This window comes from Methyloversatilis sp. MC4-4 (assembly GCF_049843555.1).
In the GTDB taxonomy this organism is placed as follows: domain Bacteria; phylum Pseudomonadota; class Gammaproteobacteria; order Burkholderiales; family Rhodocyclaceae; genus Methyloversatilis; species Methyloversatilis discipulorum_B.
The window spans coordinates 513,689-537,347 of sequence record NZ_JBBHZK010000002.1 but is presented as its reverse complement, the minus strand read 5'-3'; the positions used below and the strand labels follow the sequence as shown (position 1 = coordinate 537,347).

General features: G+C 65.0%; 25 protein-coding genes and 2 tRNA genes. All 27 read left to right on the top strand.

Going from position 1 to position 23,659, the window contains the following annotated elements; all coding sequences use genetic code 11:
• Window positions 1-23 precede the first annotated feature (23 nt).
• The 27 genes from aroA to WDZ97_RS09335 all read left to right on the top strand — a co-directional run bounded on the left by aroA (window position 24) and on the right by WDZ97_RS09335 (window position 23,654).
• Window positions 24-1,319, top strand: a complete 1,296-nt coding sequence (aroA, locus tag WDZ97_RS09465; protein ID WP_425762572.1) for a 3-phosphoshikimate 1-carboxyvinyltransferase — start codon at window positions 24-26, stop codon at window positions 1,317-1,319.
• Window positions 1,316-1,981: a (d)CMP kinase gene (gene cmk, locus WDZ97_RS09460; protein ID WP_304006987.1), complete on the top strand. Its 666-nt coding sequence runs from the start codon at window positions 1,316-1,318 to the stop codon at window positions 1,979-1,981. The genes aroA and cmk overlap by 4 nt, the downstream gene beginning before the upstream one ends.
• 121 nt (window positions 1,982-2,102) lie before the next feature.
• The gene (gene rpsA / locus WDZ97_RS09455; RefSeq protein WP_024300568.1) at window positions 2,103-3,809 is read left to right on the top strand and encodes a 30S ribosomal protein S1; all 1,707 of its coding nucleotides are present in this window, start codon (window positions 2,103-2,105) and stop codon (window positions 3,807-3,809) included.
• 97 nt (window positions 3,810-3,906) lie between these two features.
• The gene (locus WDZ97_RS09450; protein WP_019919106.1) at window positions 3,907-4,212 is read left to right on the top strand and encodes an integration host factor subunit beta; all 306 of its coding nucleotides are present in this window, start codon (window positions 3,907-3,909) and stop codon (window positions 4,210-4,212) included.
• Window positions 4,213-4,223: 11 nt separating this feature from the next.
• Window positions 4,224-4,460 (top strand): LapA family protein, encoded by a 237-nt coding sequence (locus WDZ97_RS09445; protein WP_020163942.1) that lies wholly within the window; start codon window positions 4,224-4,226, stop codon window positions 4,458-4,460.
• Window positions 4,461-4,472: 12 nt separating this feature from the next.
• On the top strand, window positions 4,473-5,648 hold the full coding sequence (gene lapB, locus WDZ97_RS09440; RefSeq protein WP_304006988.1) for a lipopolysaccharide assembly protein LapB: 1,176 nt from the start codon (window positions 4,473-4,475) through the stop codon (window positions 5,646-5,648).
• A 19-nt stretch (window positions 5,649-5,667) separates the two neighbouring features.
• Complete coding sequence (gene rfaE1 / locus WDZ97_RS09435; RefSeq protein WP_425762571.1) at window positions 5,668-6,618, top strand: D-glycero-beta-D-manno-heptose-7-phosphate kinase; 951 nt, start codon at window positions 5,668-5,670, stop codon at window positions 6,616-6,618.
• A 37-nt stretch (window positions 6,619-6,655) separates the two neighbouring features.
• Window positions 6,656-7,363: a ComEA family DNA-binding protein gene (locus WDZ97_RS09430; RefSeq protein ID WP_425762570.1), complete on the top strand. Its 708-nt coding sequence runs from the start codon at window positions 6,656-6,658 to the stop codon at window positions 7,361-7,363.
• Window positions 7,364-7,390: 27 nt separating this feature from the next.
• Complete coding sequence (cysM, locus tag WDZ97_RS09425) at window positions 7,391-8,293, top strand: cysteine synthase CysM (RefSeq protein WP_425762569.1); 903 nt, start codon at window positions 7,391-7,393, stop codon at window positions 8,291-8,293.
• On the top strand, window positions 8,277-10,286 hold the full coding sequence (locus tag WDZ97_RS09420) for a hypothetical protein (RefSeq protein WP_425762568.1): 2,010 nt from the start codon (window positions 8,277-8,279) through the stop codon (window positions 10,284-10,286). The genes cysM and WDZ97_RS09420 overlap by 17 nt, the downstream gene beginning before the upstream one ends.
• Before the next feature lie 23 nt (window positions 10,287-10,309).
• The gene (locus WDZ97_RS09415) at window positions 10,310-10,489 is read left to right on the top strand and encodes a hypothetical protein (protein ID WP_425762567.1); all 180 of its coding nucleotides are present in this window, start codon (window positions 10,310-10,312) and stop codon (window positions 10,487-10,489) included.
• A complete protein-coding gene (locus tag WDZ97_RS09410) occupies window positions 10,486-10,896 on the top strand; it encodes a YdbL family protein (RefSeq protein ID WP_425762566.1) in 411 nt (136 codons plus the stop codon). Before WDZ97_RS09415 ends, WDZ97_RS09410 begins: the two co-directional genes overlap by 4 nt.
• Before the next feature lie 40 nt (window positions 10,897-10,936).
• A complete protein-coding gene (locus WDZ97_RS09405) occupies window positions 10,937-11,728 on the top strand; it encodes a 3'-5' exonuclease (RefSeq protein WP_304007000.1) in 792 nt (263 codons plus the stop codon).
• A 65-nt stretch (window positions 11,729-11,793) separates the two neighbouring features.
• Window positions 11,794-11,870, top strand: a tRNA-Val gene (locus tag WDZ97_RS09400).
• A 196-nt stretch (window positions 11,871-12,066) separates the two neighbouring features.
• Complete coding sequence (gene thrS, locus WDZ97_RS09395; RefSeq protein ID WP_304003690.1) at window positions 12,067-13,989, top strand: threonine--tRNA ligase; 1,923 nt, start codon at window positions 12,067-12,069, stop codon at window positions 13,987-13,989.
• Window positions 13,952-14,539: a translation initiation factor IF-3 gene (infC, locus tag WDZ97_RS09390; RefSeq protein ID WP_081629073.1), complete on the top strand. Its 588-nt coding sequence runs from the start codon at window positions 13,952-13,954 to the stop codon at window positions 14,537-14,539. Before thrS ends, infC begins: the two co-directional genes overlap by 38 nt.
• A gap of 164 nt (window positions 14,540-14,703) precedes the next feature.
• Window positions 14,704-14,901, top strand: a complete 198-nt coding sequence (gene rpmI, locus WDZ97_RS09385; RefSeq protein WP_019919094.1) for a 50S ribosomal protein L35 — start codon at window positions 14,704-14,706, stop codon at window positions 14,899-14,901.
• A 12-nt stretch (window positions 14,902-14,913) separates the two neighbouring features.
• On the top strand, window positions 14,914-15,273 hold the full coding sequence (gene rplT, locus WDZ97_RS09380) for a 50S ribosomal protein L20 (RefSeq protein WP_024300567.1): 360 nt from the start codon (window positions 14,914-14,916) through the stop codon (window positions 15,271-15,273).
• 69 nt (window positions 15,274-15,342) lie between these two features.
• Window positions 15,343-16,374, top strand: coding sequence for a phenylalanine--tRNA ligase subunit alpha (gene pheS / locus WDZ97_RS09375; protein WP_020163954.1), 1,032 nt, complete (start codon window positions 15,343-15,345; stop codon window positions 16,372-16,374).
• Window positions 16,375-16,386: 12 nt separating this feature from the next.
• On the top strand, window positions 16,387-18,756 hold the full coding sequence (gene pheT, locus WDZ97_RS09370; protein ID WP_425762565.1) for a phenylalanine--tRNA ligase subunit beta: 2,370 nt from the start codon (window positions 16,387-16,389) through the stop codon (window positions 18,754-18,756).
• Window positions 18,757-18,789: 33 nt separating this feature from the next.
• Window positions 18,790-19,098 (top strand): integration host factor subunit alpha, encoded by a 309-nt coding sequence (locus tag WDZ97_RS09365; protein ID WP_008062640.1) that lies wholly within the window; start codon window positions 18,790-18,792, stop codon window positions 19,096-19,098.
• Window positions 19,082-19,450, top strand: coding sequence for a MerR family transcriptional regulator (locus WDZ97_RS09360; protein ID WP_304003692.1), 369 nt, complete (start codon window positions 19,082-19,084; stop codon window positions 19,448-19,450). The genes WDZ97_RS09365 and WDZ97_RS09360 overlap by 17 nt, the downstream gene beginning before the upstream one ends.
• Before the next feature lie 67 nt (window positions 19,451-19,517).
• Window positions 19,518-19,594 (top strand) — tRNA-Pro (locus tag WDZ97_RS09355).
• Window positions 19,595-19,740: 146 nt separating this feature from the next.
• Entirely contained in the window at window positions 19,741-21,075 is a 1,335-nt protein-coding gene (locus tag WDZ97_RS09350; RefSeq protein WP_425762564.1) for an SLC13 family permease, read from the top strand.
• Window positions 21,076-21,295: 220 nt separating this feature from the next.
• Complete coding sequence (gene surE, locus WDZ97_RS09345) at window positions 21,296-22,039, top strand: 5'/3'-nucleotidase SurE (RefSeq protein ID WP_020163958.1); 744 nt, start codon at window positions 21,296-21,298, stop codon at window positions 22,037-22,039.
• Entirely contained in the window at window positions 22,036-22,692 is a 657-nt protein-coding gene (locus WDZ97_RS09340) for a protein-L-isoaspartate(D-aspartate) O-methyltransferase (RefSeq protein WP_019919015.1), read from the top strand. Before surE ends, WDZ97_RS09340 begins: the two co-directional genes overlap by 4 nt.
• Window positions 22,689-23,654 (top strand): peptidoglycan DD-metalloendopeptidase family protein, encoded by a 966-nt coding sequence (locus WDZ97_RS09335; RefSeq protein WP_425762563.1) that lies wholly within the window; start codon window positions 22,689-22,691, stop codon window positions 23,652-23,654. The genes WDZ97_RS09340 and WDZ97_RS09335 overlap by 4 nt, the downstream gene beginning before the upstream one ends.
• Window positions 23,655-23,659: the final 5 nt, after the last annotated feature.

The window sequence follows — 23,659 nt, the reverse complement described above, 5'->3', positions numbered from 1 at the left end:
CGCATGGGCGCCGCCCGAACACGATGAAAACCGAATTCCTCGACCTTTCGCCCGCTTCGTCCGCACGCGGCACGCTGCGGCTTCCGGGCTCCAAGAGCATTTCCAACCGCGCGTTGCTGCTGGCCGCGCTGGCCGAGGGCGATACGCTGCTGCACGACCTGCTGTCGTCGGACGATGTCGACCGCATGCTCGATGCACTGCGCACGCTGGCCGTTGACTGGCGCCACGCCGGTGGCGACGACTACGTCATCAGCGGCACCGGTGGGCGCTTCCCGGTCAAGAAGGCAGACCTCTTCCTCGGCAATGCCGGTACCGCCTTCCGTCCGCTCACCGCCGTGCTGGCGCTGATGGGTGGCGAGTACCGCCTGCACGGCGTGCCGCGCATGCACGAGCGGCCGATCGGAGATCTGGTCGACGCGCTGCGCCAGGTCGGCGCGCGCATCGACTACGAGGGCAACGACGGCTTTCCGCCCTTGCGCATCCATCCGGCGCAGATCAATGACGTGCCGGTGGTGCGCGTGCGCGGCGACGTGTCCAGCCAGTTCCTGACCGGCTTGCTGATGGCCTTGCCGCTGACCGGCCGCGCACTGCGCATCGAGGTCGAGGGCGAGCTGATTTCCAAGCCCTACGTCGACATCACGCTGGCGCTGATGCGCCAGTTCGGCGTCAACGCCGAGCGCGAGGGCTGGGCGGCGATCAATCTGCCGGCCGGTGCGCGCTATGTGTCGCCCGGCGAGTGCTTCGTCGAGGGGGACGCGTCATCCGCTTCATATTTCCTGGCCGCAGGCGCCATCGGCGGTGGTCCGGTGCGGGTTGAGGGCGTCGGTCGCGACTCGGTGCAGGGCGATGTCGCCTTCGCGCAGGCGCTCGAACAGCTGGGTGCCGTGGTGGCGATGGGGCCGAACTGGATCGAGGCGCGCGCGCCCGAGGGCGGTCGACTGCGCGCCTTCGACCTTGACCTGAACCATATTCCGGATGCCGCGATGACACTCGCCATTTGCGCGCTGTTCGCCGACGGCCCGAGCCGGCTGCGCAATATCGCCAGCTGGCGGGTCAAGGAAACCGACCGCATTTCCGCGATGGCGATCGAACTGCGCAAGCTCGGCGCCAAGGTGGAGGAGGGCGCCGATTATCTCGCCATCACGCCGCCTGCGACCCTGACGCCGGGTGCTGCCATCGACACCTACGACGATCACCGGATGGCGATGTGCTTCTCGCTCGCCACGCTGGGTGGTGTGCCGGTGCGCATCATGGACCCGGGCTGCGTGGCCAAGACCTTCCCCGACTACTTCAGGCGCTGGTCGGAGGTGGCCGCATGAACGACGTTCCGGTCATCGCAATAGACGGCCCGTCGGCCTCCGGCAAAGGTACGGTCGCCGCGCGCGTGGCGGCGGCTCTGGGCTTTCACCTGCTGGACAGCGGTGCCCTCTACCGCCTCACCGCGGTGGCGGCGATGCGTGCTGGCGTTGCGCTCGACGATGAGCCGGCGCTCGGAAAGCTCGCTGCAGCGCTCGATGTGCGCTTCGCCGACGGCTCGACCTGGCTGGCCGGAGACGAGGTGTCGGACGCCATGCGCAGCGAGGCGGCCTCGGTCGGCGCATCGAAAGTGGCGGTCCATGGTGCGGTGCGTGCGGCGCTGCTTGAGCGCCAGCGCGCCTTCCGCCAGGCGCCGGGGCTGGTCGGCGACGGCCGTGACATGGGCTCGGTGGTGTTCCCGGACGCGCGCCTGAAGGTGTTCCTGACCGCCAGTGTCGAGATTCGCGCCGAACGCCGATATAAGCAGTTGATCGAAAAAGGTGTTTCTGCTAGTCTGGAAAGTCTTTCGCAAGATTTGCGGGAACGGGACGAGCGGGATCGCAACCGGGTACATGCGCCACTGGTGCAATTGCCTGATGCCATTCTGCTCGATACCAGTTCGATGACCGTTGATGCCGCCGTCCAGTTCGTGCTGGATGCGTGGGAAAAAGTGAAAGCGGGCTGAATGGCGTGTTCGCTTCCGGATGGTTCCGGATGCACGTCGGCAGTCCAAGGCGCACGGGGCGAGCAAGTCGCTCCCTGCTGTGTTCATACCTAACCCGTTGCCGCGCAAGCGGCTTTTGCCAATGTCCCAAGTTGCCCAGTCGTCCGACTCCATGGAAAGTTTTGCCGCGCTGTTCGAGGAAAGCCTCACGCGCCAGGAAATGCGCGCCGGTGAAGTCATCACCGCCGAAGTCATGCGCGTGGATCAGAATTTCGTCGTCGTCAATGCCGGCCTGAAGTCGGAAAGCTATATCTCGATCGACGAATTCCGCACCGATCGCGGTGAACTGACGGTCGCCCCCGGCGATTACGTCAGCGTTGCAATCGAAATGCTCGAGGACGGCTACGGTGAAACCCGCCTGTCCCGCGACAAGGCCAAGCGCATCGCCGCATGGAACGAACTGGAAAAGGCACTGGGCGATGGCTCCATCGTCAAGGGTCTGGTGTCGGGCAAGGTCAAGGGTGGCCTGACCGTCATGACCAACGGCATCCGCGCCTTCCTGCCGGGTTCGCTGGTCGACCTGCGTCCGGTCAAGGACACCACGCCGTACGAGAACAAGGAATTCGAATTCAAGGTCATCAAGCTCGACCGCAAGCGCAACAACGTCGTTGTGTCGCGTCGCGCCGTGCTCGAACTGACCGCCGGTGAAGAGCGCGAAAAGCTGCTCGAGAACCTCAAGGAAGGCACCGTCGTCAAGGGTATCGTCAAGAACATCACCGACTACGGCGCGTTCGTCGACCTCGGTGGCATCGACGGCCTGCTGCACATCACCGATCTGGCCTGGCGCCGCGTGCGTCACCCGTCGGAAGTGCTGGCGGTCGGTGACGAAGTCGAAGCCAAGGTGCTCAAGTTCGACGCCGAGAAGAACCGCGTGTCGCTGGGTCTCAAGCAGCTGGGCGAAGATCCGTGGGTGGGCATCTCGCGCCGCTACCCGCAGGGCACCCGCCTGTTCGGCAAGGTGACCAACCTGACTGATTACGGCGCATTCGTCGAAATCGAGCAGGGCATTGAAGGCCTGGTCCACGTGTCCGAAATGGACTGGACCAACAAGAACATCCACCCGACCAAGGTTGTCCAGCTGGGCGACGAGGTCGAAGTGATGATTCTGGAAATCGACGAAGACCGTCGCCGGATTTCGCTGGGCATGAAGCAGTGCATGCCGAATCCGTGGGAAGACTTCTCGATGAATCACAAGAAGGGCGACAAGGTCCGTGGCCAGATCAAGTCGATCACCGACTTTGGCGTGTTCATCGGTCTGACCGGCGCCATCGATGGCCTGGTTCACCTGTCCGACCTGTCGTGGTCGCTGCCCGGCGAAGAAGCCGTGCGCAACTACAAGAAGGGCGACGAAGTCGAGGCCGTCGTGCTGTCGATCGATGTCGAGCGCGAGCGCATCTCGCTCGGCGTCAAGCAGATGGATGGAGATCCCTTCACCAACTTCATCGCCACCCACGACAAGAACAGCGTCGTGCGCGGCACCGTGAAGACGGTGGATGCCAAGGGCGCCGTGATCGCGCTGAACGAAGATGTCGAAGGCTACCTGCGCGCATCGGAAGCTTCGCGTGACCGCGTCGAAGACCTGACGACCATCCTCAACGTCGGCGACGAGGTCGAGGCGATGATCGTCAATCTGGACCGCAAGACCCGTTCGATCACGCTGTCGGTGCGTGCGAAGGATCAGGCTGAACAGAATGACGCCATCCAGAAGATCCAGGCAGAGGGTACGTCGGCCAGCAGTGGCACGACCAACCTCGGCGCGCTGCTGAAGGCGAAGCTGAAGAACTCCTGATCGTTTCGCACGATCGGTGTTCACGTGACAACGCCGCCTGCGGGCGGCGTTGTCTTGTCATCACCCGGCAAGGTTGAAATCGCTCATCTGATACGTCATGACCAAATCCGAACTGATCACCCGGTTGGCCACCCGCTTCCCGCAACTGGTCGCCAAGGACGCCGATTACGCCGTGAAGATGATCCTCGATGAAATGACCGCAGCGCTGGTGCGCGGCGATCGCATCGAAATCCGCGGTTTCGGCAGCTTTTCGCTGAACCATCGCCCGCCGCGCGTGGGCCGTAACCCGAAGTCGGGCGAGAAGGTCATGGTTCCGGAGAAGCGGGTACCGCATTTCAAGGCGGGCAAGGAACTGCGCGAGCGCGTCGACAACGCGCTGAACACTGCAGGCCTCGTGGCCTGAAATCCGCCGCAATGGCGATACTTAACTGGCTGCTGCGCATCGTCGTCTTCCTGTTGCTGCTCGGCCTCGCGGCCCGCAACAGTGATCCGGTGACGGTGCGCTTCTTCTTCGGACACGAGTGGCGCGTGGAGTTGTCCCTCGTACTGCTCGCTCTGTTCTTCTTCGGCGCCCTGCTGGGCGCATTGGCCGGGTGGTCGCTGGCGCGCAGTCGCGCCGCGCACGACGGACAATCGCCGACCGCCGACTGACCCCCTTCCCACATGGAAATCGAACTCTGGTGGCTCCTGGCCCTGCCGCTCTTCTTCGGGCTGGGCTGGCTTGCCGCGCGCATCGACATCCGGCATCTGGTGCGCGAGTCGCGCGCGCTGCCGCGCTCCTATTTCGCCGGCCTGAATTTCCTGCTGAACGAACAGCCGGACCGCGCCATCGACTCCTTCATCGAGGCGACGAGCAAGGACCCGCAGACGGTGGAGCTGCAATTTGCGCTGGGCAATCTGTTCCGCCGTCGTGGTGAAACCGATCGTGCGATCCAGATCCATCAGGCGCTCGCCGCCCGCGAGGACGTGCGTGCCGAACAGCGGCTGAATGCGCGCCTCGAACTGGGCCTCGACTTTCTCAAGGCCGGACTGCTGGACCGCGCAGAGGAGGCATTCGTCGGCCTGCGTGGCAGTGCTGTCGATATAGAGGCCCTGCATCACCTGCTGGACATCTACCAGCAGGAAAAGGAGTGGCACAAGGCGATAGACATCGCCCGTGCGCTGCCGGAAAACGAATCGCACCGTGCGCAGAAGGACATCGCGCAGTTCCTGTGCGAACTCGCCACACAGGCGCTTGCGCAGTCCCGCATGGGCGACGCGCGAAGCCTGCTCGGCGAGGCACTGACCACGCATCGCAAGTGCGTGCGCGCATTGATGCTGCTCGGTGATGCGGCCGCCGCTGAGCAGAAGTGGGAAGAGGCAATCGAGCACTGGCAGCGCATCGAGCAGCAGAATCCGGTCTATCTGGCGCTGGTGGCCTCGCGCATGGCCGACGCCTACCGCAAGCTCGGGCGCGAACGCCAGGGCATCACGCTGCTGAAGAGCTATCTCGAACGGCACGCTTCGCTCGATCTGCTCGACGTCGTGTTCAAGGAGGAACTCGACACCGAAGGCCCGACGGGCGCGCTGACACTGGTACGCGAGGAACTGCGCCGCAATCCGACCCTGCTCGGTCTGGACAAGCTGCTGGAGGCGCAGATGCAGACGCTGCCGCCGGAGGCACGCCCCGATTCCGATCTGATGAAGAACATCATCCACGCGCACACGCGTCGCGTTGCGCGCTACCGTTGCGACAGCTGCGGCTTCAAGGCGCGTCAGTTCCACTGGCATTGCCCGGCCTGCGGCGGCTGGGAGACCTATCCGCCCAAGCGCACCGAAGAATTCGACCTGACACCCTGATCAACGCATCGAGCACCGTATGAGCCTGACGCTTCCCGATACCCGCAACGCGCGCATCCTGGTCGCTGGCGACGTGATGCTGGACCGCTACTGGTTCGGTGACGTGCAGCGCATCTCCCCCGAAGCGCCGGTGCCGGTGGTCAAGATTGACCGCGTCGAGGAAAGACCGGGTGGTGCCGCCAACGTGGCGCGCAACTGCGCGGCGCTGGGGGCGAAGGTGAGCCTGCTGTCGGTGGTCGGCGCCGACGACGCCGGTCGCACCCTGCGCGCACAGATGAAGGCCGCGCACATCTTCGCCAGCCTGCATGAGGACCCGCAGCTCGATACCACGATCAAGCTGCGCGTGATCGGCCGCCAGCAGCAGTTGCTGCGCATCGACTTCGAGAGCGCGCCGGCGCGCGAGGTGCTGTGCGCCAAGCTCGACGAGTTCGCACGCCGCGTGAAGGACGTCGACGTGGTCATCCTGTCCGACTACGGCAAGGGCGCCCTGGCCGACATCCGCGACATGATGGACATCGCGCGCGCGGCCGGAAAGCCGGTGCTGGTCGATCCCAAGGGCGACGACTACACGCGTTACGCCGGCGCCACGCTGCTCAAGCCGAACCGCAGCGAATTGCGCGAAGTGGTCGGCAGCTGGGCTGACGACGACGACCTGGCGCGTCGCGCCACCGCGCTGCGCGACGAACTGGGGCTGGGTGCGTTGCTGCTGACCCGCTCGGACGCCGGCATGAGTCTGTATTCGGCCGACGGCGTGGTGCACGAGAGCGCGCTCGCGCGCGAGGTATATGACGTCAGCGGCGCTGGCGACACGGTGATCGCCACCATGGCGGTCATGATGGCCAGCGGCTGTTCGCAGGTCGACGCGATGCGCCTGGCCAACCGTGCGGCCGGCATCGTGGTCGGCAAGCTGGGCACCGCCGTGTGCGCGCTCGACGAACTCGCCGCCGACCTGCGCCACGGCGCCGCCTGAGCGGTATCCTTCCACGGTCATCGTTCCGGGAGTCGTCATGCGTCGCCTGTTCTGCATGCTGCTGTGCCTGCTTGCCGCGCCCGTGTTCGCGGTACTCGACCTGAACAGTGCCACGGAAGCCGAACTCGACGCATTGCCCGGCGTCGGGCCGAGCCGAGCGCAGGCCATCATCGAGCACCGTACGAAGAACGGCCCCTTCACCTCGGTGGACGAACTGCGCAACGTGAAGGGCATCGGTGACAAGACCTTTGCCGAACTGAAGCCGCTGCTGATCGTCGGCGCGGGCACGTCGGCACCCGTCGTGCCGCGTGCCGACGTGCCCGCAGGTCCGGTTGCCGCGCCGGCGTCGTCCGGCGGTTTTCCGTGGTGGATCGCGGCGCTCATTGCCGTCGGCGCAGCGATCGCTTTCGTACTGATGCGCCGGCGCGGTACGGCGCAGGCGCCCGCGCAAGCCCCGGTGCCGGTACCCGAAGCACCTGTGCCGCCCGCCAGGCCTGCTGCCGCCAGCGCACCGAAACCCGTAGCATCCTCGCCGCCGCCGCGTCCGGCAGGCGGCACAGCGCACGCCACATCGGGTAACGCCTCCGCACCGCCGGCACGACCGGCCGGTGCGCCGCCCCGGCCGGCGGGCAGCAGTGCGCCCGCCCAGTCGTCTGCTCCATCGGCCGACACTGCAGCAGATGCTCCATCGTCCGCGCCGCCAAAGCCGGCGGGCGCGCCACCTAAACCGGCCGGCTCGCGCTGAGACGGCCTCACCGACTCCAAGGCAGCCATGCACTACAAGACTCTCGAAGATTTCGTCGGCAACACGCCGCTGGTGCGCCTGCAGCGCATTCCGGGTGCCGACAACGACCGCCGCGGCAACGTCATCCTGGCGAAGCTGGAAGGCAATAACCCGGCCGGTTCGGTCAAGGACAGGCCTGCGCTGTCCATGATCAAGCGCGCGGAAGAGCGCGGCGACATCAAGCCGGGCGACACGCTGATCGAGGCGACCAGCGGCAACACCGGCATCGCGCTGGCGATGGTGGCGGCGATGCGCGGCTACAGGATGATTCTGGTGATGCCCGAGAACCAGAGTATCGAGCGCCGGCAGAGCATGGCCGCCTATGGCGCGGAACTGGTGCTGACGGCTAAGGAAGGCAGCATGGAACTGGCGCGCGATACCGCCGAGAAATTGCGCGATGAAGGCCGCGGCGTCATCCTCGACCAGTTCGGCAACAGCGACAACCCGCGCGCGCACATCGAAGGAACGGGGCCGGAGATCTGGCGCGACACCGAAGGGCGTGTCACCCACTTCGTCAGTTCGATGGGCACCACGGGCACCATCATGGGCACCTCGACCTATCTGAAATCGCAGAACCCGGCGATCCAGATCATCGGCTGCCAGCCGGAGGAGGGAGCGCAGATTCCGGGCATCCGCAAGTGGCCCGAGGCCTATCTGCCGAAGATCTACGACCGTACTCGTGTCGATCGGCTGGAGTACGTCGGCCAGCACGACGCCGAGGACATGACCCGCCGCCTGGCGCGCGAAGAAGGCATCTGCGCCGGCATCAGTTCGGGCGGTGCGATGGTCGTTGCGCTGCGCATCGCGGCCGAGGTCGAGAATGCGACCATCGTCAGCATCGTGTGCGACCGCGGCGACCGCTACCTGTCCACGGGTGTCTTCCCTTCCTGATCGCCTGCGGGGCTTCCTTCTTGCGCTGATGCTGGCGGCGATGCCGCTCGCTGCCGATGCCGCCTTCGAGCTTCGCTTCGACCGGCTGTCGGCGTCGGCCATCACGCTGGAAGACGTGCATGTCGAGGCCACTGCACTGGACGGTGGCCGTGCGCGCGTCCGTGCAGCACGCGCGTTGATTGCCGGGCGCATGCTGCAGCAGGTGCAGCTCGACTGCGCTGATTTTTCCACCTTGCCCGAACAGCGCTGTCGCGGTGGTGTGCTGCGTGCGCGCGGCTACGGTCCGTGGCCGCTCGATTTTTCGGTGCGCGGTGCCCAACGGGTGCTCGACGCGAATGTCCGGTTTTCACCGGACCTGCGCGTCACTGTCGGCGGTGCCTTGGCGGGTGCGCACCCGCATCTGGCGCTACAGGCCAAGGCGGTCGATATCGCCCGCCTGCTCGCGCTGGAACCTGCGCTGCAGTCCTTGCTGAAGGACTATGCGCCGGCGGGTCGCGCCGACGTCGAAGCCGTGCTGAAGGATTTCGGCGCCGCGCGATCGCCGCATATCGAGGCGCGTCTGCTGCTGACCGATGCACGATTTGCGTCGGCTGACGGCCTGCGCGCCGCCGAGGGCATGTCGCTCGCACTCGCTCTTGACGCCACCCGGCAGGGCGAAGACTGGCTCGGCCGCGCCTCGGTTGACTGGCGGGCGGGCGAACTGCTGTGGGACAGCATCTACCTGAAGGGTGGCGGTACGACGCTGGCGAGCGATTTCGTGCTGACTGCAGGCGGCCTTGAACTGCGCGCCGGCACGCTGGATCTGGCCGGCGTGGGGCGGCTGAACCTGGAGGCACTCTTCGCGCGGTCGCCGGCAACGCTGACGCGCGCGCGCGTCGAGGGCCGTTCGTTCGATCTCGATGCGCTGAATACGCGCTTTGTCGAACCGCTGTTCGCCGCGCGCGGCTGGCCGACCTTCGCAGTGTCCGGTCGCGCCGATCTTGTCGCCGAGTTCGACCCGCAGGGGGCGACGGCCGTGACGCTGCGTCTGGCAGATGCGGCGGTCGCCGACAAGTCGGGGCGCTGGTCGCTCGATGGCGTGACCGCGGTTCTTCCGTGGCAGCGAGATGTGCCGACCGAGCCGCACGCAGCGGTCACGTCGGCGCACTTCGACCGGTTGCCGTTCGGTGCCTTCGATCTGAAGGCCAGCGTGGCGGCTGACCGGGTGTCGCTGCAGCCGGTGCGCATTCCGGTCATCGATGCCGGCCTGCGGCTCAATCTCCTCGAATTCCGGAAGGACGACGGTCGCTGGCGCGGTGACCTGTCTTTCGACCTCGAGCCGGTATCCATGCCCGCGTTGAGCGAGGCGCTCGGGCTGCCCCGCATGGCCGGCAGCCTGGGTGCCAGCGTGCCGCACGTAAGCTGGCGCGACGGCGTGCTCTCACTGGATGGTCAACTGCTGATCCGCGTGTTCGACGGCTACGTTGCCGCCACCGGGCTGCGCGTGATCGAACCCCTCGGGACGACGCCGCGTGTTCTTGCTGACCTCCAGATGCGTTACATCGATCTGGAGGCGCTGACCGACACCGTGAAGTTCGGCCGCGTCACCGGCCGTCTCGACGGCGACGTGAAGGGGCTGGAACTGCTGCGCTGGCGGCCTGTGGCCTTCGACGCGCACATACGGTCAAGTGCGGGCGACTATCCGCGCGTGATCAGCCAGCGCGCAGTGCAGAACATCACCGCGCTCGGCGGACCGGGTGCGGCGGCAGCGATACAGCGCAGCTTCCTCGGGTTCTTCGAGCGCTTCGGCTATCGCCGGATCGGCCTGTCCTGCGTGCTGCGCGACGGGGTGTGCGATATGGACGGCATCGCGCCGCGCGGCGACGGATTCATGCTGATCGAGGGTGGCGGCATCCCGGCGCTCAGCGTGGTTGGCTACAATCGGCGCGTCGACTGGCCGGAGTTGATCGAGCGACTGCGGCGGGTGACCGACGCAAAGCCGGTCGTCAAATGAATGGAGACACGATGACGAATGCGATGACCAGGACGATCTGCCTGATGCTGACGGGCGCTGCGCTGTCGGCGGCGTGCGTCACCATCAATATCTATTTCCCCGCTGCAGCGGCAGAGAAGGCGGCCGACCGCATCATCGACGAGGTGTGGCAGCTGAAGAAGGAACAGGACAGCAAGGCCCAGCCGGAGGGAAATCAGCAATGAACACACTGAAACGCATGGTCCTGCTCGGCGCGATGTGGGCGGCGACGGCATGGGCGCAGGGCAATATCGAGATCAACACGCCGGCGATCAGCCAGATCAAGTCAAGCATGCAGGCAAGACACACGCAGCTTGCGGCGCATTACGCGTCCGGTGCGGTCGGTCTGGGTGCCGACGGCAATGTCGTGCTGCGCGATGCCAATGCGGTGCCGCTGGCGCAACGGCAAGCGGTACAGGGCCTTGTTGCGCAGGAGAACACTGACCGCGCCGCCCTCTACCGCGAGATCGCCCGCGCCAACGGTCACCCGGAATGGGAGGCTGACATCCGCTCGACCTTCGCACAGCGCTGGATCGAGCGCGCGCAGTCGGGCTGGTACATCCAGTCCGGCGGGCAGTGGTCGCGCAAGTAACTGCATTCGAACAACAACACAAAGTCATCACGGGATTTTCATGGCCGCCGTACTCGTATTCGATATCGAAAGCATTCCGGACGTCGCCGGCATCCGCGCGCTCAACAATCTGCCCGATGAGCTGTCCGACGCCGAGGTGGCCGAGTTCGCCTTCCAGCAACGTCGCGCTGCCGTCGGTCACGATTTCCTGCCCTTGCATCTGCAGCGCGTGGTGGTCATTTCGTGCGCGCTGCGCGATGCGAAATCGCTGAAGGTGTGGTCGCTGTCCGAGCCGGAGAACGGCGAGGGCCAGATCATCCAGCGCTTCTACGAGGGTATCGAGAAGCTGACGCCGCAGATCGTGTCGTGGAACGGCGCCGGCTTCGACCTGCCGGTGCTGCACTACCGCGGTCTGATTCACGGCGTGACCGCGCCGCGCTATTGGGAAATGGGCGAGGGCGACGGGCCGGACGCGCGCGAATTCAAGTGGAACAACTACATCAGTCGCTACCATTCGCGCCACCTCGATCTGATGGACCTGCTCGCGCTGTATCAGGGGCGTGGCAATGCGCCGCTCGACGATCTGGCGAAGCTGATCGGTTTCCCCGGCAAGCTGGGCATGGATGGTTCGGCGGTATGGGGTGCATGGCAGCGCGGCGAGATTGCCGGCATCCGCGATTACTGCGAAACCGACGTACTGAACACCTTCCTCGTGTTCCAGCGCTTCCAGCTGATGCGTGGCGTGCTGGACCGCGCGCAGTACGACGCCGAGATCGCTTTCGTCCGCGAGTGGCTGGCGGCCCAGCCGGGCGAGCACTGGAAGGAATATCTTGCGGCGTGGAAAACAGCCTGACTCGGCGGGCGTGAAAAAATGTCTTGAACGGAGGCGAGATTTCGCTATACTTGCGCGCTCTCTTCAGGCGCGTAGCTCAGCTGGTTAGAGCACCACCTTGACATGGTGGGGGTCGTTGGTTCGAGTCCAATCGCGCCTACCAACACACACTGCAGGGCTTGAAAGGCAGCGTTATGACACCGCGAACTCGTTTCACCCCGGTATCGATCACTGCCTGAGGCCTGCAGCCAAAGACGCACGTTCTGACGTGCGCAGACAGAAAAGTGCGGCCCAGGCCGCACTTTTTTTTCGTCCATAGATTTCATTACATCCCCGTTACCGATTTCCGGAGCAAGACCATGGTCAACATCACCCTGCCTGATGGTTCGGTCCGCAGTTTCGAATCCGCCGTGACCGTGCGCGACGTCGCCGCGTCGATCGGCGCAGGTCTTGCGAAGGCGGCATTGGCCGGCCGTGTGGACGGCAAGCTGGTCGATACCTCCTTCGTCATCGAGAACGACGCGCAACTGGCCATCGTGACCGACAAGGATGCCGACGGCCTGGACATGATCCGCCACTCGACGGCCCACCTGCTGGCGTATGCGGTGAAGGAGCTGTTCCCGGACGCGCAGGTGACAATTGGTCCGGTGATCGACAACGGCTTCTATTACGACTTCTCGTACAAACGCCCGTTCACGCCGGAAGATCTGGTGGCGATCGAACAGCGCATGGCTGAACTGGCGAAAAAGGACATTCCGGTGTCGCGCGAGGTGTGGCAGCGCGACAAGGCGGTCGAGTTCTTCAAGTCCATCGGCGAGCACTACAAGGCGGAAATCATCGCGTCGATTCCGGCCGACCAGGACGTGTCGCTGTATCGCGAGGGCGATTTCATCGATCTGTGTCGCGGCCCGCACGTGCCGTCTACCGGCAAGCTCAAGGTGTTCAAGCTGATGAAGGTGGCCGGTGCCTACTGGCGCGGCGACGCGAAGAACGAAATGCTCCAGCGCATCTATGGCACCGCCTGGGCGAAGAAGGACGAGCAGGATGCCTATCTGAACATGCTGGAAGAGGCGGAAAAGCGCGATCACCGCCGCCTGGCCAAGCAGCTCGACCTCTTCCACATGCAGGAAGAGGCGCCGGGCATGGTCTTCTGGCACCCGAAGGGCTGGGTGGTATGGCAGCAGATCGAGCAGTACATGCGTAATGCGCTCGATCGCGCCGGCTACCGCGAAGTGAAAACGCCGCTGATGATGGACCGTGTGCTGTGGGAGAAGTCCGGCCACTGGGAGAACTACCGCGAGAACATGTTCACGACGGAGTCGGAGAAGCGTGACTACGCGGTGAAGCCGATGAACTGCCCGGGCCACGTGCAGATCTTCAACAACACGCTGCATTCCTATCGCGACCTGCCGCTGCGCATCGCCGAATTCGGCTCCTGCCATCGTAACGAGCCGTCCGGCGCGCTGCATGGCCTGATGCGCGTGCGCGGTTTCGTGCAGGACGATGCACACATCTTCTGTACCGAAGCTCAGATCACGTCTGAAGTGATCGCCTTCAACGAACTGCTGCAGACCGTGTATCGCGATTTCGGCTTCACCGACGTCGCGGTCAAGCTGTCGCTGCGTCCGCCGAAGCGGGCCGGGTCCGACGACGTGTGGGATCGCGCCGAGGCTGGCTTGCGTGATGCGCTGTCGGCATCCGGCATGCAGTGGGAGGAACTGCCCGGCGAGGGGGCCTTCTACGGTCCGAAGATCGAGTACCACATCAAGGACGCGATCGGTCGCTCGTGGCAGTGCGGTACGCTGCAGCTCGATTTCGTGCTGCCTGAGCGTTTGCACGCCGAGTACGTGGCGGAGGACAACTCGCGCCAGCGTCCGGTCATGCTGCACCGCGCCGTGCTCGGTTCGCTCGAGCGTTTCATCGGCATCCTGATCGAAAACCACGCCGGAAACTTCCCTTTGTGGCTCGCGCCGGTGCAGGCCGTCGTGATGAGCATCACCGAAGCGCAGGCCGATTACGCTCAAACCGTTGCAAATGCGCTACGCGACGCCGGTCTGCGTGTCGAATGCGATTTGCGCGGAGAGAAAATAAACTATAAAATCCGCGAACATAGCTTGCAAAAGCTGCCTTACCAGATTGTCGTCGGCGACAAGGAGAAGGCAGCAAACGTGGTGGCCGTGCGTGCCCGCGGAAATATCGATCTCGGGCAGATGCCTTTGAGCGACCTGATTCAGCGTTTCGCTGATGAAATCGCTTCCCGGGGCATCGATCGCACGGCTTGATTTTTTTCGTCTTGGGAGTACGAGCATCAGTCAGCAAAAATCGCAGCGCACCAATTCGGAGATCAACGCCCCTGAAATCCGCCTCGTAGGCGACGAGGGCGAACAGCTTGGAATCATGTCTTCACGCCAGGCATTGGCCATGGCGGAAGAGGCTGGACTTGATCTGGTCGAAATTGCGCCGCTTGCCAAGCCGCCGGTCTGTCGTCTGATGGACTTCGGCAAGTTCAAGTACCAGGAAGCCAAGCGCGCTGCCGAGGCGAAAGCCAAGCAGAAGCAGATCCAGGTCAAGGAAGTCAAGTTCCGTCCGGGTACGGACGAGGGTGACTACCAGATCAAGCTGCGCAACCTGACGCGCTTCCTTCAGGACGGCGACAAGGCGAAGGTCACCCTTCGTTTCCGCGGTCGTGAAATGGCGCACCAGGAGTTCGGTATCCGCCTGCTTGAGCGCGTGAAGACGGATCTCGAAGCACTGGCTGTAGTCGAGCAGTTTCCGAAGCTTGAAGGGCGACAGCTGATCATGGTGCTGGCTCCCCAGAAGAAGAAGGTCTGACCGACGCTTCTCAGGAATCTGCCGGGGTGATACCTGGCGATGCGCGAGGCAGAAGCCTCGCGTCGCCGACACATCAGTGTCGGCAAAACAAGTATTCACGGGTCTGAAAGTGCAGCGAAGGGTTCGCGGCCACCTGTGAAGATGACATAAATGGAGTTTTTGTCATGCCCAAGATGAAGACCAAGAAGGGCGCTGCAAAGCGCTTCAAGGTCCGGGCGAGCGGCAGCATCAAGCGTTCGCAGGCGTTCAAGCGCCACATCCTCACCAAGAAGACCACCAAGTCGAAGCGTCAGCTTCGCGGTACGACGGCGGTGCACGCCACGGACGACGCACGCGTCCGCAACATGTTGCCCTACGCATAAGGAGGCCGAACCATGCCGAGAGTGAAACGTGGCGTGACGGCACGTGCCCGTCATAAGAAAGTTCTTGACCAGGCCAAGGGTTACCGCGGCCGTCGCAACAGTGTCTACCGGATCGCCAAAGAAGCGGTGATGAAGGCGGGGCAATATGCCTACCGCGACCGTCGTCAACGCAAGCGTCAGTTCCGTTCGCTGTGGATCGTGCGTATCAACGCCGCCGCACGTGAGCTGGGCATGACCTACTCCACGCTGATCAACGGCCTGAACAAGGCGTCGATCCAGGTGGACCGCAAGGTGCTGGCTGACCTCGCCGTGTTCGACAAGGCTGCGTTTGCCGCCATTGCGAACCAGGCCAAGGCCAAGCTCGCCGCCTGAGCGTCCCGTACGCAAAAAAAGGAGGCCAGGCCTCCTTTTTTTGTCCCTGAAATACCTGGGTAGAAGTCGATGAGTGATCTGGAAGCCCTTGTTTCGCAAGCTGAATCCGATTTTTCTGCCGCGGCCGACGCGGTCGTACTCGAGCAGGTCAAGGCGCGCTACCTCGGCAAGTCGGGCAGCCTGACCGAACTGCTCAAAGGGCTGGGCAAGCTCGATCCCGAAGCGCGCAAGGAAGCGGGTGCGGCGATCAACGTCGCCAAGCAGAAGGTCGAGGCGGCACTGGAGGCGCGTCGCGACGCGCTGCGCCGTGCGGCGCTCGAAGCGCGGCTCGCGGAAGAGGCGCTGGACGTCACGCTGCCCGGCCGCGGCCGCAGTCGTGGTGGTCTGCATCCGGTATCGCGCACGCTGGAGCGCATCGAAACGCTGTTCCGCGGCATCGGCTTCGACGTCGCGGATGGCCCGGAGATCGAAACCGACTTCCATAACTTCACCGCGTTGAACACGCCGGAAAATCATCCGGCGCGCTCGATGCACGACACCTTCTATCTGGAAGGTGCCAGCGACGTCATGCTGCGTACCCACACCAGCCCGATCCAGGTGCGCTACATGCAGGCGCACGTGGCGCGTCATGCGGGCGCCGACGTGATGCCGGAAATCCGCATCATCGCGCCCGGCCGTGTCTATCGCGTTGATTCCGATGCGACTCACTCGCCGATGTTCCATCAGGTCGAAGGCCTGTGGGTCGGTGAATCGGTCAGCTTCGCCGACCTCAAGGGTGTGGTGAGCGACTTCCTGCATCGCTTCTTCGAGACCGATCAGCTGGACGTGCGCTTCCGTCCGTCCTTCTTCCCCTTCACCGAGCCGTCGGCGGAAATCGATGTCGCCTTCATGAGCGGGCCGCTGGCTGGGCGCTGGCTGGAGATCGCCGGTTGCGGCATGGTGCATCCGAACGTGCTGGGCCACTGCGGCATCGACGCCGAACGCTACACCGGCTTTGCCTTTGGCTTTGGCCCGGATCGCCTGACCATGCTGCGTTACGGCATCAATGATCTGCGCCTGTTCTATGACGGCGACGTGCGCTTCCTGAGCCAGTTCCGCTGAGGTTTCACTGACATGCAATTTTCCGAAAAGTGGTTGCGCAGCTTTGTCGATCCGGAGATCGACACCGCAGCGCTGTCTCACCTGCTGACGATGGCCGGCCTCGAAGTCGAGGAACTGGATCCGGCGGCGGCGCCTTTCACCGGCGTCGTGGTTGCGGAAGTGCTGTCGGTGGCGCCGCACCCGGACGCGGATCGCCTGCGCGTCTGCCAGGTCAATGCGGGCGGCGAGCCGCTGCAGATCGTCTGTGGTGCGCCGAATGCCGCCGCTGGCATGAAGGTGCCCTGCGCCACCGTGGGTGCGAAGTTGCCGGGCATCGACATCAAGCGCGCCAAGCTGCGCGGTGTCGAGAGCAGCGGCATGCTGTGTTCGGCACGCGAACTGGGCATCTCCGAAGAGGCCTCCGGCCTGCTCGCGCTGCCGGCCGATGCGCCGGTGGGCACCAGCATCCGTGAATACCTCGATCTCGATGACAATGTGTTCGTCATCAAGCTCACGCCTAACCGGGCGGACTGCTTCGGCATGACCGGCATCGCCCGCGAGGTTGCAGCGCTGACCGGCGCGCCACTGACCCTGCCGACGATCGCCACCGCACCGGTGAGCATCGCCGACGTACTGCCGGTGAAGGTCGAGCACGCCGATCTGTGTGGTCGTTTTTCAGGCCGCGTCATCCGTGGCGTCAATGCCCGTGCGGCGACGCCGGACTGGATGAAGCGTCGCCTGGAGCGTGCCGGCATGCGTTCGATTTCGGTATTGGTCGACATTTCCAACTACGTCATGCTGGAAATGAACCGCCCGAATCACGTTTTCGATCTCGATCGCGTGCAGGGCGGCCTGCATGTGCGCTGGGCGAAGGCGGGTGAAAAGCTGGTGCTGTTGAACGAACAGACCATCGAACTCACCACCGATTGCGGCGTGATCGCCGACGACGCCGGTGTCGAGAGCTTTGCCGGCATCATGGGCGGCGCGTCGACCTCGTGCACCGACGACACGCGCAACGTCTATGTCGAAGCGGCCTTCTGGCTGCCCGATGCGATCCAGGGCCGCGCCCGTCGTTACGCCTTCTCCAGCGAAGCGGCGCACCGCTTCGAGCGTGGCGTCGACTTCGCCGACACGGTGGCCGGCGTCGAGCGCGTCAGTCAGCTCATCCTTGAGTTGTGTGGCGGCCAGGCTGGTCCGGTCGATGACCAGATCACCGCACTGCCGTCGCGCGATCCGGTGCGCCTGCGTCCGGCCCGCGCGGCGCGTGTGCTCGGTATCCGTTTCAGCGACGACCAGATCGCCGCGCTGCTCGGTCGCCTCGGCCTCGCGTTCTCGCGCGATGGCAGTGATTTCATCGTGCAGCCGCCGAGCTGGCGCTTCGATCTGCGCATCGAGGAAGACCTGATCGAGGAACTGGCGCGTCTGCACGGCTACGACAACATCCCGACCGTGCCGCCGGTGGGTCGCCTGGCGATGCCGGCGCTGCCGGAAGCGCGACGCGGCGCGTTTGCGCTGCGTCACCTGCTGGCTGACCGCGATTACCAGGAGGTGATCAATTTCGCCTTCGTCGAAAGTCGCTGGGAAAGCGACTTCGCGGGCAACGAGGCGCCGGTCGTGCTCGCCAATCCGATCGCCAGCCAGATGTCCGTCATGCGCTCGACGCTGATCGGTGGTCTGGTCGACAACGTCGCCACCAACCGCCGTCGCCAGACCGAGCGCGTGCGCGTGTTCGAGATCGGCCGCTGCTTCGCGAAGGATGCCGGTGCCCAGCCGGTTGCCGGCTATGCACAGACGCTGCGTATCGCGGCGCTGGCCTGGGGCGGTGACAGTGCCGAACAGTGGGGCGTCGCCACGCGTGCGGTCGACTTCTTCGACGTGAAGGCGGACGTCGAGGCGCTGCTGTGGCCGCGTCAGGCGACCTTCGCCGTGGCACGTCATCCGGCTCTGCATCCGGGGCGATCTGCGTCGGTCAGCCTCGACGGACACGTCATCGGCTGCATCGGAGAGCTGCACCCGGAACTGGTCCAGCGTTACGAGCTGGGTTCGGCGCCGGTCCTGTTCGAACTCGATCTCGAACCGCTGCTCGAAGTGCCGATGCCGGCACATCGCACGCTGTCGCGTCAGCCCTCGGTGCGTCGCGACATCGCGCTGCTGCTGCCGCGAAGCACCGCAGCTTCGGCTGTGCTCGACGGTCTGCGGAGCGTCGCACCAGGCATCGTGCAGGAGATCGCACTGTTCGACCTGTATCAGGGCAAAGGCATTGCAGATACGGAAAAAAGCTTTGCTTTCCGTATACTTATGCAAGATACTGAACGTACTTTGGCGGACGCGGAAGTCGACGCGGCCGTGCAGGAACTGGTGAGCTATGCACAGCGTGAGTTCGGGGCAAGGCTGCGCGCCTGAGGCGGCAGGGCGACAGGAGTTGAAGGGAGCCGCATGACCACACTGACCAAGGCCGAACTGGCGGAGATGCTGTTCGAACAGGTAGGGCTGAACAAGCGCGAAGCCAAAGATATGGTCGAAGCATTTTTTGACGAAATCCGCGACGCGCTTGAAAGCGGCGACGGCGTGAAGCTGTCGGGCTTCGGCAATTTCCAGCTGCGCGACAAGCCGCAGCGGCCCGGCCGCAACCCGAAAACCGGCGAAGAGATTCCGATCACGGCGCGGCGCGTCGTCACCTTTCATGCCAGTCAGAAACTGAAGTCGGCAGTCGAGGGCATCGCCTACGATGGAAACGACGAATAAGGAATCGCAGGCGCTGCCTGCAATTCCTGCCAAGCGCTATTTCACGATCGGCGAAGTCAGCGAACTGTGCGGCGTGAAGCCGCACGTGCTGCGCTACTGGGAACAGGAATTCACCCAGCTCAAGCCGGTGAAGCGGCGCGGCAACCGGCGCTACTACCAGCACCACGAAGTGCTGCTGGTGCGCCGTATCCGCCAGTTGCTGTACGAGGAAGGCTTCACCATCAGTGGCGCGCGCAACCGGCTCGACGATTCCGATCCGCGTGCGGCGGCAGCCGACGCTGCATCGAGCGGCGGAATCGACGTCGCGGCGCTGCGCAGTGAACTCGAAGCGCTGCGCGATCTGTTGAGCTGAACGTCGTCATTTTTAGTGCATCTCGGCCCCTCAAGCGGCAGTCCGCTGTTATACTTGCAGGCTGAGTCGGGGCGTAGCGCAGCCTGGTAGCGCACTTGCATGGGGTGCAAGGGGTCGCGAGTTCGAATCCCGCCGCCCCGACCATTTGTTTTATCTGGCAGTGCTGATGCACAGGCCGATCTGCTCAAGCCGTTCCGTTCCGGAACGGCTTTTTGCTTTCTGGCGGTCACTGCGGCGGAGCGTTGTTGAGCGCGCTGTCGTGCTGCTCGGCACGGAGGAAGTCCATGCGCATGTCCGCTCTGTCCGCGCAGATGACCGGCGGCGTGGTGGGGACGTTGATCGCGTTGGCGGTCTATGTCCTTGGTCCGGCCGATGACGCCCTGCGTGCCGGTCTGGCCATCTTCGTGCTGATCGGCGCACTGTGGCTGACGCAGGCGCTGCCGCTGACCCTCACCGCACTGTTGGTGCCGGTGTGCGCGGTGCTGTCAGGTCTGATGAGCGTGCAGCAGGCGCTCGCGCCCTTTGCCCATCCCATCATTTTCCTGTTCCTCGGTGGCTTCGCGCTCGCCGCCGCATTGTCTCGGCATGGCCTCGATCGTCTGCTTGCACGTCGTGTGATGGCCCTCGCCGGCGGACGCCGCCTGCGCGCGCATCTGCTGCTGTTCGTGCTCGTTGCCGCGCTGTCGATGTGGATCAGCAACACGGCGGCGGCCGTCATGGCGCTGCCGCTTGCGCTCGGACTGCTACCCGCCACGGCGGATGCGCGCGAGCGCACCTTCGTGCTTCTCGGGGTGGCCTACAGCGCCAGCATCGGCGGCATCGGCACCCTCGTCGGCAGCCCGCCCAACGCCATCGCAGCGGCGCAGGCGGGAATCGGCTTCGCTGAGTGGATGCGCTTCGGCATTCCGGCGGTACTGCTGCTTATGCCGCTGATGGTCGGTGTGCTGTGGCTAATGTTGCGGCCACCTGTCGACGGCGACGCGCCCTTGCTGGCGGACGAGCATTACGCCTGGACACCGGGCGCGCTTCTGACGCTCGTCGTGTTTGCCTGCGCGGTGCTGGCCTGGGTGTTCGGCGCACCGCTGGGTCGCCTGCTCGGTGTGGCCGGCGACATCGATGCGCTGATCGCGTTGATCGTGCTGAGTGCACTCGTGGCTGGCCGGGCGGTCGAGTGGAAGGACGTCGAGCGGCAGACCGAGTGGGGCGTGCTGCTGCTGTTCGGCGGTGGGCTCGCACTCGGTGCCGTGCTCGGAAGCAGCGGTGCAAGCGGCTATCTGTCCGACCGTTTGCTGAGCGTGATGGCCGACGCGCCGGGCTGGTTGATCGTGCTCGGCGTGGTGGCCTTCGTGGTCATGTTGACGGAGCTGGTGAGCAATACCGCTACTGCGGCGCTGCTGGTGCCCTTGCTCGTTGCGCTGGCACCCGATGTTGGCCTCGATCCGCGGGGACTGGCGGTGGCCGCAGCGATTTCGGCGTCCTGTGCCTTCATGCTGCCGGTCGCAACGCCGCCGAACGCTCTGGTGTTCGGCACCGGCGCCGTCGCGGCGCGCGACATGATTCGGTGCGGGCTGCTGCTCAACCTGGTCTGCATCCTGGTGATCTCCGCTCTCGTCGGCGTACTCTGAACGCGTCCGGACGGCTGTGCGCGGCGCCGTGCTATAGTCCGCGGCTGATTTCGCGGGGCTCCGGCAGGGCGTGCGGCGGTGTGCCGGCAAGCCCGACGGCAAGGCCTCGCGCCGTTTTCCCATGTGCGTCGCCGACATCCGGACCGCAATCCGGCCGCAGCTCCGGCGCACTCGACCGGCACCCAGGCGTCCGGTCGCAACCTTCGTTCCGCAGCCTTTCATGCGCATCCTGTTGTCCAACGACGACGGCTACTTTGCCCCCGGCCTCGAGGCGCTCGCCCGTGCGCTGACAGAGGTCGGTGATGTGACCGTCGTGGCCCCCGAGGCCGACCGCAGCGGCGCCAGCAATTCCCTTACGCTGGACCGCCCCCTCATCCTGCGCCGCGCGCGCAACGGTTTCTATTATGTCAATGGCACGCCGTCGGACTGCGTGCACCTGGCAGTGACCGGCATGCTCGACCATCTGCCGGACATCGTCGTGTCCGGCATCAATGACGGCGCGAACATGGGCGACGACACCATCTACTCGGGCACCGTCGCCGCCGCCACCGAGGGCTTTCTGCTGGGCGTGCCTGCGATCGCGATGTCGATGACACGCAAGGGCAGTGCGCACTACGAAACCGCTGCCCGCATCGCCTGCGATCTGGTGCGCCGCCTGACGGAGCGACCCTTCGCGGCGCCGGTGCTGCTCAATGTGAACGTGCCCGACCTGTCGACCGAGGAACTGAAGGGCATACAGATCACCCGCCTGGGTCGGCGCCACAAGGCGGAGCCGGTGGTGCGCACGATCAACCCGCGCAACGAGACTGTTTACTGGGTCGGCGCCGCCGGTGCCGCGCAGGACGCCGGTGACGGTACCGATTTCCACGCAACGGCGAACGGCTTTGCGTCGATCACGCCGCTGCAGATCGACCTCACGCACGTGGCCCAGATGGGGCAGGTCCGGGACTGGCTGGGCGCATGACGTCGAAGGACGAGAGCCTCGCGCTGACGCGCGCACGGGCGCGCATGGTCGATCGACTGCGTGCGTCAGGCATCCGCGACGAGGGCGTGCTGGCGGCAATGCAGGCCATTCCGCGCCATCAGTTCGTCGAAGAGGCGCTGCGCAGCCGGGCCTACGAAGACACGGCGCTTCCGCTTGGTTATCAGCAGACCATTTCGCAGCCCTTCATCGTCGCGCGCATGATTGAACTTCTGCGCGTCGGCGGGCGTCCTCTCGGCAAGACGCTGGAGGTCGGTGCGGGTTGCGGCTATCAGGCCGCCGTACTGTCGAAGCTGGCGAAGGACGTCTACGCGGTCGAGCGCATCGCACCGCTGCTCGAACTGGCCAAGCGCAATCTGCGTCCGCTGCGTCTGCCGAATGTGCGCCTGAAACATGCGGATGGCACCGTCGGTCTGGCCGCCGAAGCGCCCTTCGATACAATCATCGTCGCCGCGGCGGCCACCACCGTACCGATGCCGCTGCTCGAACAGCTGGCTGAAGGTGGCCGCCTCATCCTGCCGGTGGGCGCCGGCGACCAGACGCTGCGCATGATCGAGCATCAGCCGCAGCATCGCTTTGTCGAATCGAAACTGGATGCGGTGCGCTTCGTACCGCTCCTGCCGGGGGTTGAATGAATAGAAGGCTGTGTGCGCTGTCCGTCGTGAGCCTGCTGCTGGCCGCGTGCGCCGGCACGCGTCCGGCTCCGGTCGAGGACCGCACTTCGGCGCCGGCAGCCGCACCAACGGCTGCGCCTGCGGCGACCGCAGCGCCGGCCGCACGTGCCGGCTTCCACATCGTGTCCAAGGGCGAAACCCTCTACAGCATCGCGCTGGAGCATGGTCAGGACTGGCGTGATCTGGTCATCTGGAACCGCATCGAGAACCCCAATCTGATCCGCATCGGTCAGGAATTGCGCGTCGCGCAGCCGGAGGGGGCGGTCGAGATACGTCCCATCGTGACGCCGGGTGCGGTCGAGTCCCGGCCGCTCGAGCCGGCGCCGCAACAAGCGGCGGCAGCTGCTGCAACGACCGCGGAACCGGCTAACAGCACCGTGCTGAAGCGTGAGCCGCGCGGTGGCGTCGAAGCCTATTCGGAAGAGGCGCTGGCGCGCATGAAGGGGGCGCCACTGGCGGCAGCCACCGCGGCGCCGACACCGGCTGCGGCCGCGGCCGCGACGACGCCGGCAGTACCCGTCGTCGCGCCCGAGTCGTCCCGCTCGGAAGACGGTATCGAATGGAGCTGGCCGGCACAGGGCCGCATCATCGGCCGCTTCGGTGAAGGATCGGGCAAGGGCGTGGACGTCAGCGGCAAGCTCGGCGACCCGGTGCTCGCCGCGGCCGGCGGCCGTGTCGTGTATGCGGGCGAGGCGATGCGCGGTTATGGCAAACTGGTCATCATCAAGCATGACAACACCTATCTGTCCGCGTACGCGCACAACAGCAGGATCCTGGTTCAGGAACGCGATACGGTGAAACGCGGACAAAGGATAGCCGAGCTCGGTGACACCGATACCGAAGCCGGCAAGCCCCGGCTGCACTTCGAAATACGGCGCCAGGGCAAGCCCGTCGATCCGCTGAAGTATCTGCCACCGAGATAGCCGCC

What these genes read in the sequence shown, in the direction of transcription:
- aroA (WP_425762572.1), top strand. Translation starts at nt 24, where the DNA reads ATGAAAACCGAATTCCTCGACCTTTCGCCCGCTTCGTCCGCACGCGGC.
- cmk (WP_304006987.1), top strand. Translation starts at nt 1,316, where the DNA reads ATGAACGACGTTCCGGTCATCGCAATAGACGGCCCGTCGGCCTCCGGC.
- rpsA (WP_024300568.1), top strand. Translation starts at nt 2,103, where the DNA reads ATGTCCCAAGTTGCCCAGTCGTCCGACTCCATGGAAAGTTTTGCCGCG.
- WDZ97_RS09450 (WP_019919106.1), top strand. Translation starts at nt 3,907, where the DNA reads ATGACCAAATCCGAACTGATCACCCGGTTGGCCACCCGCTTCCCGCAA.
- WDZ97_RS09445 (WP_020163942.1), top strand. Translation starts at nt 4,224, where the DNA reads ATGGCGATACTTAACTGGCTGCTGCGCATCGTCGTCTTCCTGTTGCTG.
- lapB (WP_304006988.1), top strand. Translation starts at nt 4,473, where the DNA reads ATGGAAATCGAACTCTGGTGGCTCCTGGCCCTGCCGCTCTTCTTCGGG.
- rfaE1 (WP_425762571.1), top strand. Translation starts at nt 5,668, where the DNA reads ATGAGCCTGACGCTTCCCGATACCCGCAACGCGCGCATCCTGGTCGCT.
- WDZ97_RS09430 (WP_425762570.1), top strand. Translation starts at nt 6,656, where the DNA reads ATGCGTCGCCTGTTCTGCATGCTGCTGTGCCTGCTTGCCGCGCCCGTG.
- cysM (WP_425762569.1), top strand. Translation starts at nt 7,391, where the DNA reads ATGCACTACAAGACTCTCGAAGATTTCGTCGGCAACACGCCGCTGGTG.
- WDZ97_RS09415 (WP_425762567.1), top strand. Translation starts at nt 10,310, where the DNA reads ATGACCAGGACGATCTGCCTGATGCTGACGGGCGCTGCGCTGTCGGCG.
- WDZ97_RS09410 (WP_425762566.1), top strand. Translation starts at nt 10,486, where the DNA reads ATGAACACACTGAAACGCATGGTCCTGCTCGGCGCGATGTGGGCGGCG.
- WDZ97_RS09405 (WP_304007000.1), top strand. Translation starts at nt 10,937, where the DNA reads ATGGCCGCCGTACTCGTATTCGATATCGAAAGCATTCCGGACGTCGCC.
- thrS (WP_304003690.1), top strand. Translation starts at nt 12,067, where the DNA reads ATGGTCAACATCACCCTGCCTGATGGTTCGGTCCGCAGTTTCGAATCC.
- infC (WP_081629073.1), top strand. Translation starts at nt 13,952, where the DNA reads ATGAAATCGCTTCCCGGGGCATCGATCGCACGGCTTGATTTTTTTCGT.
- rpmI (WP_019919094.1), top strand. Translation starts at nt 14,704, where the DNA reads ATGCCCAAGATGAAGACCAAGAAGGGCGCTGCAAAGCGCTTCAAGGTC.
- rplT (WP_024300567.1), top strand. Translation starts at nt 14,914, where the DNA reads ATGCCGAGAGTGAAACGTGGCGTGACGGCACGTGCCCGTCATAAGAAA.
- pheS (WP_020163954.1), top strand. Translation starts at nt 15,343, where the DNA reads ATGAGTGATCTGGAAGCCCTTGTTTCGCAAGCTGAATCCGATTTTTCT.
- pheT (WP_425762565.1), top strand. Translation starts at nt 16,387, where the DNA reads ATGCAATTTTCCGAAAAGTGGTTGCGCAGCTTTGTCGATCCGGAGATC.
- WDZ97_RS09365 (WP_008062640.1), top strand. Translation starts at nt 18,790, where the DNA reads ATGACCACACTGACCAAGGCCGAACTGGCGGAGATGCTGTTCGAACAG.
- WDZ97_RS09360 (WP_304003692.1), top strand. Translation starts at nt 19,082, where the DNA reads ATGGAAACGACGAATAAGGAATCGCAGGCGCTGCCTGCAATTCCTGCC.
- WDZ97_RS09350 (WP_425762564.1), top strand. Translation starts at nt 19,741, where the DNA reads ATGTCCGCTCTGTCCGCGCAGATGACCGGCGGCGTGGTGGGGACGTTG.
- surE (WP_020163958.1), top strand. Translation starts at nt 21,296, where the DNA reads ATGCGCATCCTGTTGTCCAACGACGACGGCTACTTTGCCCCCGGCCTC.
- WDZ97_RS09340 (WP_019919015.1), top strand. Translation starts at nt 22,036, where the DNA reads ATGACGTCGAAGGACGAGAGCCTCGCGCTGACGCGCGCACGGGCGCGC.
- WDZ97_RS09335 (WP_425762563.1), top strand. Translation starts at nt 22,689, where the DNA reads ATGAATAGAAGGCTGTGTGCGCTGTCCGTCGTGAGCCTGCTGCTGGCC.